This is a genomic window from Enterobacter cloacae complex sp. HYC003_NIDB, from assembly GCF_056673375.1.
The window spans coordinates 100624-114150 of the sequence record NZ_CP114221.1 but is presented as its reverse complement, the minus strand read 5'-3'; the positions used below and the strand labels follow the sequence as shown (position 1 = coordinate 114150).

Annotated in this window: 16 protein-coding genes and 2 pseudogenes; 9 read left to right on the top strand and 9 right to left on the bottom strand. The window is 50.6% G+C overall.

What is annotated here, in order from left to right:
- Nucleotides 1-2: 2 nt before the first annotated feature.
- Nucleotides 3-878: a LysR family transcriptional regulator AmpR gene (ampR, locus tag O1722_RS24105; protein WP_004193231.1), complete on the bottom strand. Its 876-nt coding sequence runs from the start codon at nucleotides 876-878 to the stop codon at nucleotides 3-5.
- A 110-nt stretch (nucleotides 879-988) separates the two neighbouring features.
- Between ampR and O1722_RS24100 the strand changes: the two genes are divergently transcribed.
- From O1722_RS24100 to O1722_RS24090, 3 genes and pseudogenes are all read left to right on the top strand, one after another.
- Entirely contained in the window at nucleotides 989-2128 is a 1140-nt protein-coding gene (locus tag O1722_RS24100; RefSeq protein ID WP_004236386.1) for an extended-spectrum class C beta-lactamase DHA-1, read from the top strand.
- Between the two features lie 194 nt (nucleotides 2129-2322).
- Nucleotides 2323-3144: a hypothetical protein gene (locus O1722_RS24095; protein ID WP_013214003.1), complete on the top strand. Its 822-nt coding sequence runs from the start codon at nucleotides 2323-2325 to the stop codon at nucleotides 3142-3144.
- Nucleotides 3102-3290: pseudogene (locus tag O1722_RS24090) on the top strand (LacI family DNA-binding transcriptional regulator); the annotation flags it as partial. The gene O1722_RS24095 and the pseudogene O1722_RS24090, both read left to right, overlap by 43 nt.
- Nucleotides 3291-3478: 188 nt before the next feature.
- On the opposite strand, the gene pspD reads toward O1722_RS24090, so the two are convergent.
- Genes pspD through pspA form a run of 4 tightly spaced genes read right to left on the bottom strand, consistent with a single transcriptional unit; the run spans nucleotide 3479 to nucleotide 5024 of the window.
- Nucleotides 3479-3709, bottom strand: coding sequence for a phage shock protein PspD (pspD, locus tag O1722_RS24085; protein WP_004193241.1), 231 nt, complete (start codon nucleotides 3707-3709; stop codon nucleotides 3479-3481).
- Nucleotides 3710-3717: 8 nt separating this feature from the next.
- Entirely contained in the window at nucleotides 3718-4077 is a 360-nt protein-coding gene (pspC, locus tag O1722_RS24080) for an envelope stress response membrane protein PspC (protein WP_004193243.1), read from the bottom strand.
- Nucleotides 4077-4301 (bottom strand): envelope stress response membrane protein PspB, encoded by a 225-nt coding sequence (pspB, locus tag O1722_RS24075; RefSeq protein ID WP_004193245.1) that lies wholly within the window; start codon nucleotides 4299-4301, stop codon nucleotides 4077-4079. Before pspB ends, pspC begins: the two co-directional genes overlap by 1 nt.
- Before the next feature lie 54 nt (nucleotides 4302-4355).
- A complete protein-coding gene (gene pspA / locus O1722_RS24070; RefSeq protein WP_003020532.1) occupies nucleotides 4356-5024 on the bottom strand; it encodes a phage shock protein PspA in 669 nt (222 codons plus the stop codon).
- A 155-nt stretch (nucleotides 5025-5179) separates the two neighbouring features.
- Between pspA and pspF the strand changes: the two genes are divergently transcribed.
- Both pspF and O1722_RS24060 read left to right on the top strand, forming a co-directional pair.
- The gene (gene pspF / locus O1722_RS24065) at nucleotides 5180-6169 is read left to right on the top strand and encodes a phage shock protein operon transcriptional activator (RefSeq protein ID WP_017900991.1); all 990 of its coding nucleotides are present in this window, start codon (nucleotides 5180-5182) and stop codon (nucleotides 6167-6169) included.
- An 82-nt stretch (nucleotides 6170-6251) separates the two neighbouring features.
- The gene (locus tag O1722_RS24060; RefSeq protein WP_017900990.1) at nucleotides 6252-6896 is read left to right on the top strand and encodes a quinolone resistance pentapeptide repeat protein QnrB4; all 645 of its coding nucleotides are present in this window, start codon (nucleotides 6252-6254) and stop codon (nucleotides 6894-6896) included.
- A gap of 95 nt (nucleotides 6897-6991) precedes the next feature.
- Here O1722_RS24060 and O1722_RS24055 read toward each other — a convergent pair whose 3' ends face one another.
- The 4 genes from O1722_RS24055 to O1722_RS24040 all read right to left on the bottom strand — a co-directional run bounded on the left by O1722_RS24055 (nucleotide 6992) and on the right by O1722_RS24040 (nucleotide 9562).
- On the bottom strand, nucleotides 6992-7900 hold the full coding sequence (locus O1722_RS24055) for an SDR family oxidoreductase (protein ID WP_004193260.1): 909 nt from the start codon (nucleotides 7898-7900) through the stop codon (nucleotides 6992-6994).
- A 176-nt stretch (nucleotides 7901-8076) separates the two neighbouring features.
- Entirely contained in the window at nucleotides 8077-8592 is a 516-nt protein-coding gene (locus O1722_RS24050; RefSeq protein WP_017900989.1) for a 2-oxo-tetronate isomerase, read from the bottom strand.
- Between the two features lie 10 nt (nucleotides 8593-8602).
- Nucleotides 8603-9049 (bottom strand): DUF421 domain-containing protein, encoded by a 447-nt coding sequence (locus O1722_RS24045; RefSeq protein ID WP_004193264.1) that lies wholly within the window; start codon nucleotides 9047-9049, stop codon nucleotides 8603-8605.
- 9 nt (nucleotides 9050-9058) lie between these two features.
- On the bottom strand, nucleotides 9059-9562 hold the full coding sequence (locus O1722_RS24040; protein WP_004193267.1) for a hypothetical protein: 504 nt from the start codon (nucleotides 9560-9562) through the stop codon (nucleotides 9059-9061).
- A 131-nt stretch (nucleotides 9563-9693) separates the two neighbouring features.
- On the opposite strand from O1722_RS24040, the gene O1722_RS24035 reads away from it, so the two are divergent.
- From O1722_RS24035 to O1722_RS24020, 4 genes and pseudogenes are all read left to right on the top strand, one after another.
- Nucleotides 9694-10086 carry a YdeI family stress tolerance OB fold protein gene (locus tag O1722_RS24035; protein WP_004193269.1) on the top strand — a complete coding sequence of 131 codons (393 nt, stop codon included), beginning with the start codon at nucleotides 9694-9696 and terminating at the stop codon, nucleotides 10084-10086.
- Nucleotides 10087-10386: 300 nt separating this feature from the next.
- Complete coding sequence (gene sapA / locus O1722_RS24030) at nucleotides 10387-12030, top strand: ABC transporter substrate-binding protein SapA (protein ID WP_004193272.1); 1644 nt, start codon at nucleotides 10387-10389, stop codon at nucleotides 12028-12030.
- Nucleotides 12027-12992, top strand: a complete 966-nt coding sequence (sapB, locus tag O1722_RS24025) for a peptide ABC transporter permease SapB (protein ID WP_004193276.1) — start codon at nucleotides 12027-12029, stop codon at nucleotides 12990-12992. Before sapA ends, sapB begins: the two co-directional genes overlap by 4 nt.
- Nucleotides 12979-13437: pseudogene (locus tag O1722_RS24020) on the top strand (peptide ABC transporter permease); the annotation flags it as partial. The gene sapB and the pseudogene O1722_RS24020, both read left to right, overlap by 14 nt.
- Nucleotides 13438-13527: the final 90 nt, after the last annotated feature.

The window sequence follows — 13527 nt, the reverse complement described above, 5'->3', positions numbered from 1 at the left end:
TTTTACGCCGCCGCCGTATTCAGCAGCCAGCGGGCGAATTGCTGCATGGCCGGGGTTTCCGTACGGGACTGTAACCGCGTCAGCCAGTAGCCGCCGAGGGTGATTTCTGCGGCAAACGGCTGTACCAGTGCGCCTGACTGTAACAGGCGGCTGAACATACATACCGGTGCGATCGCTACCCCGGCACCCAGTTGTGCCGCCTCGGCCATGGCCAGTGAGGTATCGAACACCATTACCGGCTGTGACGGGGAAGGCGGTGTGCCGCCCGCACAATCCAGCCAGCGGCTCCATTCATCCCGGCGGAATGAGCGCAGCAGGGTAAAGCGGTGAACATCATCCGGCTGCTGTAACTGTTCTGCAATGGCCGGTGAGCACAGCGGAGCGTGTGGTGCACTGAAAATCAGTTCCGCATCTGACTCATGCCACGCGCCGTTACCGAAACGGATCGTATAATCATGCCCTTCCGCCGCCGGGTCCACATGATTGTTATGGGTGGAGATATGCAGATCAATATGCGGATGGCTGTCATAGAATCCGGCCAGACGCGGCAGCAGCCAGCCTGCGGCAAATGTTCCCACCGCACCGACTTTCACCCGCTCACGGAACTGCCCGTGAGAAAAACACTCCAGAGTATCCGCAATCCGGTCAAACGCCTCATTGAGCACCGGCAGTAATCCCTCACCTTCATGGGTCAGCACCAGCCCGCGCGAGACGCGGGTAAACAGCACACAGCCGAGTTGTTCTTCCAGCGCCCTGACCTGCTGGCTGACGGCGGCATGGGTGACATTCAGCTCAATCGCCGCGCGGGTAAAACTGAGATGACGGGCGGCGGCCTCAAAGGCGCGCAGCGGGTTAAGGGGGAGATAACGTCTGACCATAATCCACCTGTAAGTTTTTCTTTAGGCTCTTGTTATAAATAACCGTTTGTTCTGTCCGGTGAATCTGACGATACTTGCCGCCGTTACTCACACACGGAAGGTTAATTCTGATGAAAAAATCGTTATCTGCAACACTGATTTCCGCTCTGCTGGCGTTTTCCGCCCCGGGGTTTTCTGCCGCTGATAATGTCGCGGCGGTGGTGGACAGCACCATTAAACCGCTGATGGCACAGCAGGATATTCCCGGGATGGCGGTTGCCGTCTCCGTAAAGGGTAAGCCCTATTATTTCAATTATGGTTTTGCCGATATTCAGGCAAAACAGCCGGTCACTGAAAATACACTATTTGAGCTCGGATCTGTAAGTAAAACTTTCACAGGTGTGCTGGGTGCGGTTTCTGTGGCGAAAAAAGAGATGGCGCTGAATGATCCGGCGGCAAAATACCAGCCGGAGCTGGCTCTGCCGCAGTGGAAGGGGATCACATTGCTGGATCTGGCTACCTATACCGCAGGCGGACTGCCGTTACAGGTGCCGGATGCGGTAAAAAGCCGTGCGGATCTGCTGAATTTCTATCAGCAGTGGCAGCCGTCCCGGAAACCGGGCGATATGCGTCTGTATGCAAACAGCAGTATCGGCCTGTTTGGTGCTCTGACCGCAAACGCGGCGGGGATGCCGTATGAGCAGTTGCTGACTGCACGGATCCTGGCACCGCTGGGGTTATCTCACACCTTTATTACTGTGCCGGAAAGTGCGCAAAGCCAGTATGCGTACGGTTATAAAAACAAAAAACCGGTCCGCGTGTCGCCGGGACAGCTTGATGCGGAATCTTACGGCGTGAAATCCGCCTCAAAAGATATGCTGCGCTGGGCGGAAATGAATATGGAGCCGTCACGGGCCGGTAATGCGGATCTGGAAATGGCAATGTATCTCGCCCAGACCCGCTACTATAAAACCGCCGCGATTAACCAGGGGCTGGGCTGGGAAATGTATGACTGGCCGCAGCAGAAAGATATGATCATTAACGGTGTGACCAACGAGGTCGCATTGCAGCCGCATCCGGTAACAGACAACCAGGTTCAGCCGTATAACCGTGCTTCCTGGGTGCATAAAACGGGCGCAACAACTGGTTTCGGCGCCTATGTCGCCTTTATTCCGGAAAAACAGGTGGCGATTGTGATTCTGGCGAATAAAAACTACCCGAATACCGAAAGAGTCAAAGCTGCACAGGCTATTTTGAGTGCACTGGAATAATTTTTTTCCTGAACAGGCCCCTGCGGATACGCCGGGGCCGTAATTTAAGATTATTCCTTATGCAATAATTTGCTTTATGGGCTGTTTTATGGAGGATGAGAGTATCGGGCACTGACAGCTTCCGGCTGAACCGGATTTCACTGTGTGCTGCGGCAAACTGATGTCAGTCTCAACACACAGAGGAAAATGTTGTCATGGACGTTCTGCGTTTTATCCTCCGCTTACCTTTTATTTTGCTGCGTCTGGCGGCTCGCAGTCTTGTTTATCTCTTTACTCTGCTGGGTTTTCTGCTGCGCCCGTTCACCGGACGGATCCGCTGGGCGGTGCCGGGCTGGGTGACCTTTGCCGGTAATCAGCTTGCCCGGCTGGAGCGGGGGGGCAACCGCTATCCGAAAACCATATCTGCCTTATTATTACTGACTGCTGCGGTGGCAGCGGGCAGTTATTACACCTGGCACTGGTATCAGAACAAACCGAAGCCGGTGGATGTTGCGCCGCTGGTGGTGCAGGATATTTCCGCGTCTGTGCAGCGCCCTTCGGCGGTTAATTATAACCGTGATGATAATTCAGCGCAGATTGTGGTGGTGACATTCTCCCGCTCTGCCGCACCGGTAACGCTGATCGGTAAACCGGTCACCGCCGGTATTACCCTGACCCCCGCAATGGAAGGTGAGTGGCAGTGGCGTAATGACCGTAAGCTGGTATTCACGGCGAAAAAAACCTTCCCGATGGGGAAAACCTACACCGTCGATATGGATGCCAAAACACTGCTGGCTCCGCAGGTGGCGTTAACAGAGAAACAAAAAACCTTTACCACCCCTGAGTTTTATTATCGCGGCGGCCGGGCGGAGTTCTATCAGGATCCGCAAGATCCGATGAAAAAACACGCCATTATCGGCCTGACCTTCAATGCCCCCGCTGATGTCAAAAATCTGGAATCGCGTCTGTCTATGACCCGTGACGGCAAGCCGGTGCCGTATACCGTCACTGTAATGAACTGTTGTCATTTATGCTGACGCCCGTGCCGGGAGGCATTGATGTCCCAACCCAGCAGCTCGGCGAACAAAGCTGTAATTTATTATTTAGCCTGATTGCCGGTGAGAAAGGTTTACAAAATATCACCGTGGGTACACAAATATCGTTAGCCGACTCACTGGTATAAAAACTGGGGCATAACAATGCCCCAGTGCATTTTAGAATGCGTAATTCACACCGATACCTGCATAATGGAGTCTGTCGCTTTCACCTTCATTTCTATTGGTAGCGATCCCATGACACAAGAGACTACTCTGCCGCAAATTAACTGGGGGAATGTTGACTAAATGTTGCTTGCTTTTGTTGTTTCGGATATCAGGGTTGATTACCTGAATAGCGTTTCGACAATTTTGTCGCTGCCCGGCTCAACAAAGGTTCCAATACTAACGCCAGCAACATTTTTAGCGGACGTCGGGCCACGGACTTCACCGCCCACCCTGCTACCCCAGCCGGGCCATAGCGCAGCGCAGTCAGTAGCACCAGCTTACCTGCTATTTTAATGCCCGGCTTAACCCTTTGCCCGGCACGTTGCCAGCGATTATTCATTTCTAACCTCACAATTGGCGGAAGCGGCTGCGTAATGTAAAAGTATCAGACGTTACATAACGCTCCATCTCACGCAAACGCTTTTCACTTGCAGCCAGTTCACGATCGACAGCATCCAATAGCTCACCGCTTGATGGCTGCTGTTCTCCGGAAACCACGTTGTCTGGCATCGGATCCAACACAAACGTCAGTACGATGTAGGCGACAAAGGTGAAAAAGGCCAGACCAAAAAAGATGGACAGCACCACCAGGATCCGCACCAGTTTCACAGGAACATCGAGATAATGCGCAATACCCGCGCAAACCCCTTTCACCATGCCCTGCTGCGGTATACGCCACAGTTTTTTATTCAGATTAACGCCCCCCATTAGCGGTCCCTCCAGTTTGGATGTTCAGCATCAAGGATGTCTTCCAGCGCTTGAATGCGCTCACGCATCCGCTGTGCGTCCTGGTTAAGTTCTACCAGACGCTGTTGTTCACTTTGCGCCAGCTCGCCGCGACTGGAACGATTGCTGTAATGCAGCCAGAGCCAAATCGGTAAGACGAACAGCACAAAGATGGTTAACGGGATGGCCAGAAATAGCGCGCTCATGAGTACTCCTTACAGGTGATGAGCGGCGGCGCGTTCGGGCACCGCCAGATATTATTATTGCTTGTCTTGCTGCATTTTGGCTTTCAATTGCGCCAACTGCTCGCTGATTTCATCATCTGCTTTCAGGTCAGCAAATTGCTGATCCAAAGACTTCTGCTTACCGAAGTTATGGCTTTCAGCTTCAGCTTCCATTTGATCGATACGACGCTCAAAAGATTCAAAGCGAGCCATCGCTTCATCCAGTTTGCCGCTGTCCAGTTGACGACGAACATCACGGGAAGAACTCGCCGCCTGATGGCGCAACATCAATGCCTGCTGACGAGCACGGGTTTCACTGAGTTTGTTTTCCAGTTCACCGATCTCTTTTTTCATACGCGCCAGCGTATCGTCAACCAGCGTCACCTCATGCTCCAGGGAGGCAATCAGGTCAGTCAGTTTCTGCTTTTCGATTAACGCAGAACGCGCCAAATCTTCTTTTTCTTTACGCAGCGCCAGCTCTGCTTTTTCCTGCCACTCTGCCTGTTGGGCGCTGGCCTGTTCAATACGACGCGATAACTGTTTCTTTTCTGCCAGCGCGCGTGCGGAGTTGGAGCGCACCTCAACCAGCGTGTCTTCCATTTCCTGGATCATCAACCGCACCAGCTTCTGCGGATCTTCAGCCTTTTCCAGCAACGCATTAATGTTGGCGTTCACGATGTCGGCAAAACGAGAAAAAATACCCATAATGTAATCCTCACTTACTGTTCTGATATCGGGCAATGCCCTGCTGCTGTTCTAATGCACTTCGCATGCCAACTTTTTAATTCATTGAAATATTTGAAAATAACTAATTTTACCTGTCGGGATAAATAGGGTAAATTGGTGAATAACACTAACAAATGGTGAATTTCATCATGGCAGGATACAAAGATAATCTGCTGGGCGAAGCGAACAGCTTTATTGAAGTGCTGGAGCAGGTTTCTCGTCTCGCGCCGCTGGATAAACCTGTGCTGGTCATTGGGGAACGAGGAACAGGGAAAGAGCTTATCGCCAACCGCCTGCACTACCTCTCAACCCGTTGGCAAGGCCCGTTTATTTCACTTAACTGCGCCGCGCTCAACGAAAATTTACTTGATTCCGAACTCTTTGGGCACGAAGCGGGCGCCTTTACCGGCGCGCAGAAACGTCACCCAGGTCGGTTCGAGCGCGCCGATGGCGGCACACTGTTTCTTGATGAACTGGCAACCGCCCCGATGCTGGTACAGGAAAAACTGCTGCGCGTTATTGAGTACGGAGAGCTGGAACGCGTAGGCGGTAGCCAACCTCTGCAGGTCAATGTAAGACTGGTTTGCGCAACCAACGCCGACCTGCCACGCATGGTGAGTGAAGGCACGTTCCGCGCCGACCTGCTGGATCGTCTGGCCTTTGACGTGGTGCAACTTCCCCCGTTACGCGAACGTCAAAGCGATATCATGTTAATGGCTGAACATTTTGCCATTCAGATGTGCCGTGAGATCGGGTTACCGTTGTTTCCTGGGTTCACCGATGAGGCCAAAGAAACGCTCCTCCACTACCGTTGGCCGGGCAATATTCGTGAACTGAAAAACGTCGTGGAGCGTTCGGTATACCGACACGGGACCAGCGATTACCCACTGAATGAGATTGTGATTGACCCGTTCAGGCGTCACGCCGCACCGCCGCTGGCGCAAGAAACCAGACATACATCAGTAACCCTACCGCTGGATCTGCGTGAATTCCAACAGCAGCAGGAGAAGGAATTTTTGCAAACCAGCTTACAGCAGGCGAAATTTAATCAGAAAAAAGCCGCTGAATTATTAGGTCTGACCTACCATCAACTCCGCGCATTACTGAAGAAACACCAAATTTAGCGTGCAGGGGCAGACGTTGGACGCGAGAGTTAAAACAGTTTACCATGTTGCAATCACTGTATAAAAAAACAGGTTAATCATGATGACTCTGGCGTTAGTTGGCGAAAAAATTGACAGAAACAGGTTCACCGGTGAAAAAGTTGAAAATAGCACATTTTTCAACTGTGATTTTTCGGGTGCCGACCTTAGCGGCACTGAATTTATTGGCTGCCAGTTTTATGATCGAGAAAGTCAGAAAGGATGTAATTTTAGTCGCGCTAACCTGAAAGATGCCATTTTCAAAAGTTGTGATCTCTCCATGGCTGATTTCAGGAATATCAATGCGCTGGGAATCGAAATTCGCCACTGCCGGGCACAAGGGTCAGATTTTCGCGGCGCAAGTTTTATGAATATGATCACCACCCGCACCTGGTTTTGTAGCGCCTATATCACCAATACCAACTTAAGCTACGCCAACTTTTCAAAAGTCGTACTGGAAAAGTGCGAGCTGTGGGAAAACCGCTGGATGGGTACTCAGGTGCTGGGCGCAACGTTCAGTGGATCAGACCTCTCTGGCGGCGAGTTTTCATCCTTCGACTGGCGAGCAGCAAACGTTACGCACTGTGATTTGACCAATTCGGAACTGGGCGATTTAGATATCCGCGGGGTTGATTTGCAAGGCGTCAAACTGGACAGCTACCAGGCATCGTTGCTCCTGGAACGTCTTGGTATCGCTGTCATGGGTTAATGTTCAGGGAGCGGTATATGCCGCCCCCTGCCCTTATACAATATTGTCCGGGCTGGCTTTCCCCCTCAGACGTTTCGACTTCGGGGGCATAAACGTCAGAGGGTTCCGGTCCCCCCGTCAGAACACCATACCTGACCGGATGTATAGCTGTTCTCTTCAGCCGCTAAAGTGACATACAGCGGAGCAATTTCTACCGGTTGGCCAGGGCGACCAAGCGGCGCATTTGCACCAAATTTCTCAATTTTTTCCTGTGGTTGGCCGCCGCAGCACTGCAATACCGTCCAGTACGGCCCAGGCGCGACAGCATTTACACGGATCCCTTTAGGGGCCAGTTGCTTCGCCAGCGATTTAGTAAATGCCACTATCGCCGCCTTGGTCTGAGCATAATCAAGCAGGATCTCACTCGGCTCATAAGCCTGTACCGATGAGGTGTTAATAATCACGCTGTCTCGGGAGAAATGGGGAATAGCCGCCTTGGTGATCCAAAACATGGCGTAGACATTGGTCTTGAATGTCGCATCAAATTCTTCTGTGGTGAGGTCTTCGATCGATTCACAAAATTGCTGACGGCCTGCGTTATTCACCAGGATATCCAACCCTCCCAGCGCGTCTACCGCCTGTTTTACCAGATGGTTACAAAAAGTTTCGTCACGAATATCGCCGGGAATCGCCGCAACTTTTCTCCCAGCTTTTTTTATCAACTCAACAACCTCACGAGCATCGTCCTCTTCTTCAGGTAAATAATTAATCGCGACATCGGCGCCTTCGCGGGCATAGGCAATGGCAACAGCACGCCCAATACCTGAATCACCACCGGTAATTAATACCTTGCGACCATTTAACCTGCCGCTTCCCTGATAGCTTTGTTCGCCATGATCGGGGCGCGGTTGCATTTTTCCGGCGAGCCCCGGAAAAGGTTGTTTTTGATGTGGAAAAGGCGGCTGCGGAAAACGCTCTGAATTAGTTTTATTGGTGGTCTGTTTTCCTTTATTTAGGTCAGTCATTCAATCACCTCTCGTGAGTCATCATTCATCGCAAAGACTAATAAGCGTAGAACAAAATGAATGACATGGTCTTTATAATTTACCTACCACTTAATTTTCTCCTAATATTAACCTGGCTCTCACGACGATAACTTCACATAGCATTGAAATATTTCCTAGGATAAGTCCTGGTTTATTTATTTGTTCTTCCAGGCTGACACTTCTTCAATCAATACCGCCAGGCTAAAACGTACCGCCTTTTCAATGACGTCCTGGCAATCCCCGGAAAAACACTCACGTTTTGTTATTATCTGTCCGCGGAAATTCCACGCAAACCACACGGTTCCTGCGGGAGTACCATCCTCCCCACCCTCCGGCCCTGCATATCCGCTGATGGCTATACTGATATCGGTTTCGGCTTGCTGACGTATTCCTACAGACATCTCACTGACCGTTTGCTCACTAACGGCGCTATATTTCTTCAGCGTACTGGCCCGCACGTCGAGCATTTTCTGCTTGGCGCGATCGCTAAAGGTTATAACGCCGATATCATAAAATTCTGCGGTATCCGCCTGTGCGCAAAGCGCCGCGGCCAGCTTTCCTCCTGTACAGGATTCTGCGGTGGTCAACGTTAAATCGCTATCAATGAGCGTGTTTGCAAGCCGTTTTGTCAGTTCATTGACTGTTTTTGCGTCATTGTACTCCGTATTCATTACCGCCTCGCTAATTCTCTTCAGGAATGACAGAAATATGTCCGTTGCGTTCCAGAATGGCATACTTGATTTTACTTGATTCGGTAATCCCCTGATTTTGTCGCGCAGCGACTAATATATCTTCAAGAGAGACATCCACTTTCTTCATTTTATCTAATAAAGGGATCCCGTGATCAAGCAGGATAACCGGGGAACCATCCAGCACGGATTCGGCCCCACCCACCTTTTTTTTAATGAAACCGAACAGAATATCAATAGTAACCAGAGTGACAATCGTGATCATGGCGCCGGTTATCGAAAAATCATTACCCAACAAGGCTTGTTGAGTTGCTTCACTGATAATCAGTAATAAAATCAGATCGAAGCTGGTCATTTGTAATAATGCCCGGCGACCTGCTATTTTGAAAACCACCAGCAAAATAAGGTAAATGGCGGATGCCCGGAAGACCATCTCCATACTCACCTCCTAGGGATAAATAAATTGTCTGAAGCGGATTTCAGGTTCGCCATTTAGCTGGAGAAAACTCTTTACGCTTCCTGGCTTCACGGGCGTAACCCGCAGCCAGATAGTAAAGTTCTGCATTGCTTCAGAATCATTGTAGACGAGGTAAAGATCGTTCCCCTTGCTGTACATGCTGTCTGGCTGCGGCCAAATATTTTCCATTTCATAAAATTTGTTGAAATCGCCGCCAATGCGCAACGTCTTGTTCACAGAATCATACTTTTGTGCAGAGATTTTAAATTTAAATTCCGTTTGCAAGCGCCCAAACCTTTCGTACTGTAACCCTGTTGTCTTTAAGGTGTTTTTTCTCGTCACCTCACTTAAATATCCGCCGGAAAACGCTCCCACCGAAGCAAGAAAAACAATGCAGAGCAAACAGATAAAACCAATCTTGTGAAAGCCAGATTCAAAATTCAGAAAACGCAGGCTCTCTTTTACTCCTTGAAAATGGGTTTTCTCTCTGTTCATCTCCCCGCCTCGCTTATATAACACCAAGCCGTTGTTTTATTGAAAAATTACAATTTGAGACTTATCCCACTCGCCAGATTAATAAATAGCTACCAAACTTAATAAGTCAAATCAATTTCAATGGAGGCTCTATGAAAATATCGTTCGCCCCCTTACTGTTCTGTTTTTTATTGCCATCAGCGTTTGCCGATGATAATGGCGGATTGAAAAAAGATACCGCCCCGCCACCTGCCCATGCACTGGATGAAGGCTATCGCGGCACTGAAAATGCAAGAATCATGACCGTCGAACAAGCTAAAACCATGCATGACGGTGCGACCATCTCTTTACGAGGTAATCTCATTGAGGATCAGGGAGGAGATAAGTTTATCTTCCGTGACAAAACCGGCAGTATCAATACGCTAATCCCGCTTGCGGTCTTTGATGGCCGAACGATAAAACCCGATCAAATGATCAGCATTAACGGTAGCCTTGACGCTAAAATGCAACCGCCGGTGGTGCGCGTTAATAAAATCCAGAAGTAATACCTCAGCCGGGAAGAAATTCACTCTTCCCGCCTCCCACACAACAGATTCATTTTCCCCGTCAGACACCTCACATAATCTCTCTGGCAGCAAATCCAGCGTTTAAGCGAGTCAGAGGGGCCATGAAAATGCTAAGATAGCTACAAGAGTATATGCAAAGTGGATAGCGGGTATGAATTTTGACCAGTACGCGATGTCGAATTCGCGGTTATCAACCCCACTGCCCCAAAAACAAACGGTAATGGCAAATGTCATTAAGTATTAGTAAGATAGCTTCTTTATATATAACCCTTTAAAATTATGCGCCTGGTTTTATCATCTCTGATCGTGATGGCTGGATTTCTGAGTGGTCAGGCTGCAGCTGCGCCTGAGCAGGCCTCGTACGCTGATATTCGTGACAGTGGCTTTGTCTATTGCGTTAGCGGGCAGGTCAATACGTTCAATCCACAAAAAGCAAGCAGCGGTCTCATCGTAGACACATTAGCGGCCCAATTGTATGACCGACTGCTTGATGTCGATCCCTACACCTATCGCCTGGTGCCAGAACTGGCTGAAAGCTGGGAAGTATTAGATAACGGCGCAACCTACCGCTTCCATTTACGACGCGATGTTCCGTTTCAAAAGACTGCCTGGTTCACGCCCACCCGCAAACTAAATGCGGACGATGTGGTATTTACCTTCGAGCGCATCTTTGATCGCCAGCATCCGTGGCATAATGTCAATGGTAGCAGTTTTCCTTATTTTGATAGCCTGCAGTTCGCCGATAACGTCCAAAGCGTGCGTAAACTGGACAACAACACCGTTGAATTTCGCTTAAATCAACCCGACGCCTCCTTCTTGTGGCACCTTGCCACACATTATGCCTCTGTGATGTCGGCCGAATATGCCGCCAAATTAGCAAAACAGGATCGCCAGGAATTACTCGACAGACAACCCGTCGGCACAGGCCCGTACCAACTTTCAGAAAATCGTGCAGGCCAATATATTCGCCTACAACGGCATGAAAAATTCTGGCGTGGTACCCCCTTGATGCCGCAGGTCGTGGTGGATCTCGGCTCTGGCGGGACCGGACGCTTATCGAAATTACTGACCGGCGAGTGCGACGTCCTGGCATGGCCTGCCGCCAGCCAGCTCAGCATACTGCGTGATGACCCGCGGCTGCGCCTGACGCTGCGTCCGGGGATGAATATCGCCTATCTGGCGTTCAACACGGATAAACCGCCGTTGAACAACCCTGCCGTACGACATGCGCTAGCGCTGGCCATTAACAACCAACGGTTAATGCAATCTATTTACTACGGTACGGCGGAAACCGCGGCATCTATTTTGCCTCGCGCCTCGTGGGCTTATGACAACGAAGCTAAAATTACCGAGTACAACCCGGCAAAATCGCGCGAGCAGTTAAAAGCGCTGGGGCTGGAAAACCTGACGTTACAACTCTGGGTACCTACCAGCTCTCAGGCCTGGAACCCCAGTCCGCTGAAAACCGCAGAGCTGATTCAGGCTGATATGGCTCAGGTGGGTGTGAAAGTGAAGATCATCCCGGTAGAGGGCCGTTTTCAGGAGGCGCGATTAATGGATATGAACCATGATCTGACGTTGTCCGGTTGGGCAACTGACAGTAACGATCCTGACAGCTTTTTCCGACCGATGCTTAGCTGTGCCGCCATTAACTCGCAGACCAATTTTGCCCACTGGTGCAATCCCGAGTTTGACAGCATTTTGCGCAAAGCCCTCTCTTCGCAACAACTCTCCTCGCGAATTGATGCCTACGACGAAGCGCAAAATATTCTTGCGCGCGAGTTGCCGATCCTGCCTCTGGCCTCTTCGCTCCGTTTGCAGGCTTACCGCTATGACATCAAAGGGCTGGTGCTCAGTCCGTTCGGCAACGCTTCTTTTGCCGGGGTTTCCAGGGAAAAGGCTGACGAGGTGAAAAAACCATGATTATCTTCACCCTACGCCGATTTTTATTATTGCTGGTCACTTTGTTCTTCCTGACCTTTATTGGCTTCAGTCTGAGTTATTTCACCCCCCATGCGCCGTTACAGGGCGCATCGCTGTGGAACGCTTGGGTATTCTGGTTCAATGGCCTGATTCACTGGGATTTTGGTGTGTCCAGTATTAACGGCCAGTTGATCTCAGAACAACTGAAAGAGGTGTTCCCGGCAACAATGGAACTGTGCATTCTGGCATTTGGTTTTGCACTAATGGTCGGGATCCCCATCGGCATGTTGGCGGGCATAACGCGTAATAAATGGCAGGATCGTTGCATCAGCGCATTGGCTCTGATGGGCTTCTCTATTCCGGTTTTTTGGCTGGCGCTGCTGCTGACGTTGCTATTCTCACTAACCCTCGGCTGGTTACCCGTATCAGGGCGTTTTGATCTGCTTTATGAAGTAAAACCCGTAACCGGGTTTGCCATTATTGACGCCTGGATCTCCGACTCGCCCTGGCGCGATGAAATGCTGGTCAGTGCCATCCGCCATATGGTGCTTCCGGTGTTAACGCTCTCCGTGGCACCGACGACGGAAGTTATTCGTCTGATGCGTATCAGCACTATTGAGGTCTTTGATCAAAACTATGTCAAAGCGGCGGCGACTCGTGGTCTGTCACGGTTAACGATTTTACGCCGTCACGTACTGCACAACGCTCTCCCACCGGTTATCCCGCGCCTGGGGTTACAGTTTTCCACCATGCTGACGCTGGCGATGATCACCGAGATGGTCTTTAGCTGGCCAGGTCTTGGCCGTTGGCTGATTAACGCGATTCGCCAGCAGGATTACGCGGCGATTTCGGCGGGTGTGATGGTGATTGGCTCACTGGTTATCATTGTTAACGTGATCTCTGATATTTTGGGTGCTATGGCTAACCCTCTGAAACATAAGGAATGGTATGCCTTACGATAGCGTCTACAGCGAAAAGCGCCCGCCTGGTACGCTGCGCACCGCATGGCGCAATTTTTACGGCGATGCAACCGCAATGATCGGCCTGTATGGCTGTGCTGGACTGGCAATTCTGTGTATTTTTGGTGGTTGGTTCGCGCCTTATGGCATCGACCAGCAGTTTCTTGGCTACCAGCTTTTGCCGCCGTCATGGTCACGCTATGGCGAAGTCTCTTTCTTCCTCGGGACTGATGACCTGGGGCGTGATGTTTTAAGCCGCCTGCTTAGCGGTGCGGCCCCGACCGTGGGCGGTGCGTTTGTCGTCACCCTTGCCGCCACGTTGTGTGGCTTATTGCTTGGCGTGGTTGCCGGGGCAACACACGGTTTGCGCTCCGCGGTGCTGAATCACATTCTGGACACCCTGCTGTCGATCCCTTCACTGTTGCTGGCGATTATTGTGGTGGCTTGGGTATAGGAAGTATAAACCACCTTTTTGCTCCTCATCCGAAGTATCTTACCTGAAATTCCCTCACTCGTTTACCGCTCAAGCCCCAATTTT

Bases quoted from the DNA above. Each gene is read 5' to 3' on its own strand.
- ampR (WP_004193231.1), bottom strand. From the start codon at position 878: ATGGTCAGACGTTATCTCCCCCTTAACCCGCTGCGCGCCTTTGAGGCC.
- O1722_RS24100 (WP_004236386.1), top strand. From the start codon at position 989: ATGAAAAAATCGTTATCTGCAACACTGATTTCCGCTCTGCTGGCGTTT.
- O1722_RS24095 (WP_013214003.1), top strand. From the start codon at position 2,323: ATGGACGTTCTGCGTTTTATCCTCCGCTTACCTTTTATTTTGCTGCGT.
- pspD (WP_004193241.1), bottom strand. From the start codon at position 3,709: ATGAATAATCGCTGGCAACGTGCCGGGCAAAGGGTTAAGCCGGGCATT.
- pspC (WP_004193243.1), bottom strand. From the start codon at position 4,077: ATGGGGGGCGTTAATCTGAATAAAAAACTGTGGCGTATACCGCAGCAG.
- pspB (WP_004193245.1), bottom strand. From the start codon at position 4,301: ATGAGCGCGCTATTTCTGGCCATCCCGTTAACCATCTTTGTGCTGTTC.
- pspA (WP_003020532.1), bottom strand. From the start codon at position 5,024: ATGGGTATTTTTTCTCGTTTTGCCGACATCGTGAACGCCAACATTAAT.
- pspF (WP_017900991.1), top strand. From the start codon at position 5,180: ATGGTGAATTTCATCATGGCAGGATACAAAGATAATCTGCTGGGCGAA.
- O1722_RS24060 (WP_017900990.1), top strand. From the start codon at position 6,252: ATGACTCTGGCGTTAGTTGGCGAAAAAATTGACAGAAACAGGTTCACC.
- O1722_RS24055 (WP_004193260.1), bottom strand. From the start codon at position 7,900: ATGACTGACCTAAATAAAGGAAAACAGACCACCAATAAAACTAATTCA.
- O1722_RS24050 (WP_017900989.1), bottom strand. From the start codon at position 8,592: ATGAATACGGAGTACAATGACGCAAAAACAGTCAATGAACTGACAAAA.
- O1722_RS24045 (WP_004193264.1), bottom strand. From the start codon at position 9,049: ATGGAGATGGTCTTCCGGGCATCCGCCATTTACCTTATTTTGCTGGTG.
- O1722_RS24040 (WP_004193267.1), bottom strand. From the start codon at position 9,562: ATGAACAGAGAGAAAACCCATTTTCAAGGAGTAAAAGAGAGCCTGCGT.
- O1722_RS24035 (WP_004193269.1), top strand. From the start codon at position 9,694: ATGAAAATATCGTTCGCCCCCTTACTGTTCTGTTTTTTATTGCCATCA.
- sapA (WP_004193272.1), top strand. From the start codon at position 10,387: ATGCGCCTGGTTTTATCATCTCTGATCGTGATGGCTGGATTTCTGAGT.
- sapB (WP_004193276.1), top strand. From the start codon at position 12,027: ATGATTATCTTCACCCTACGCCGATTTTTATTATTGCTGGTCACTTTG.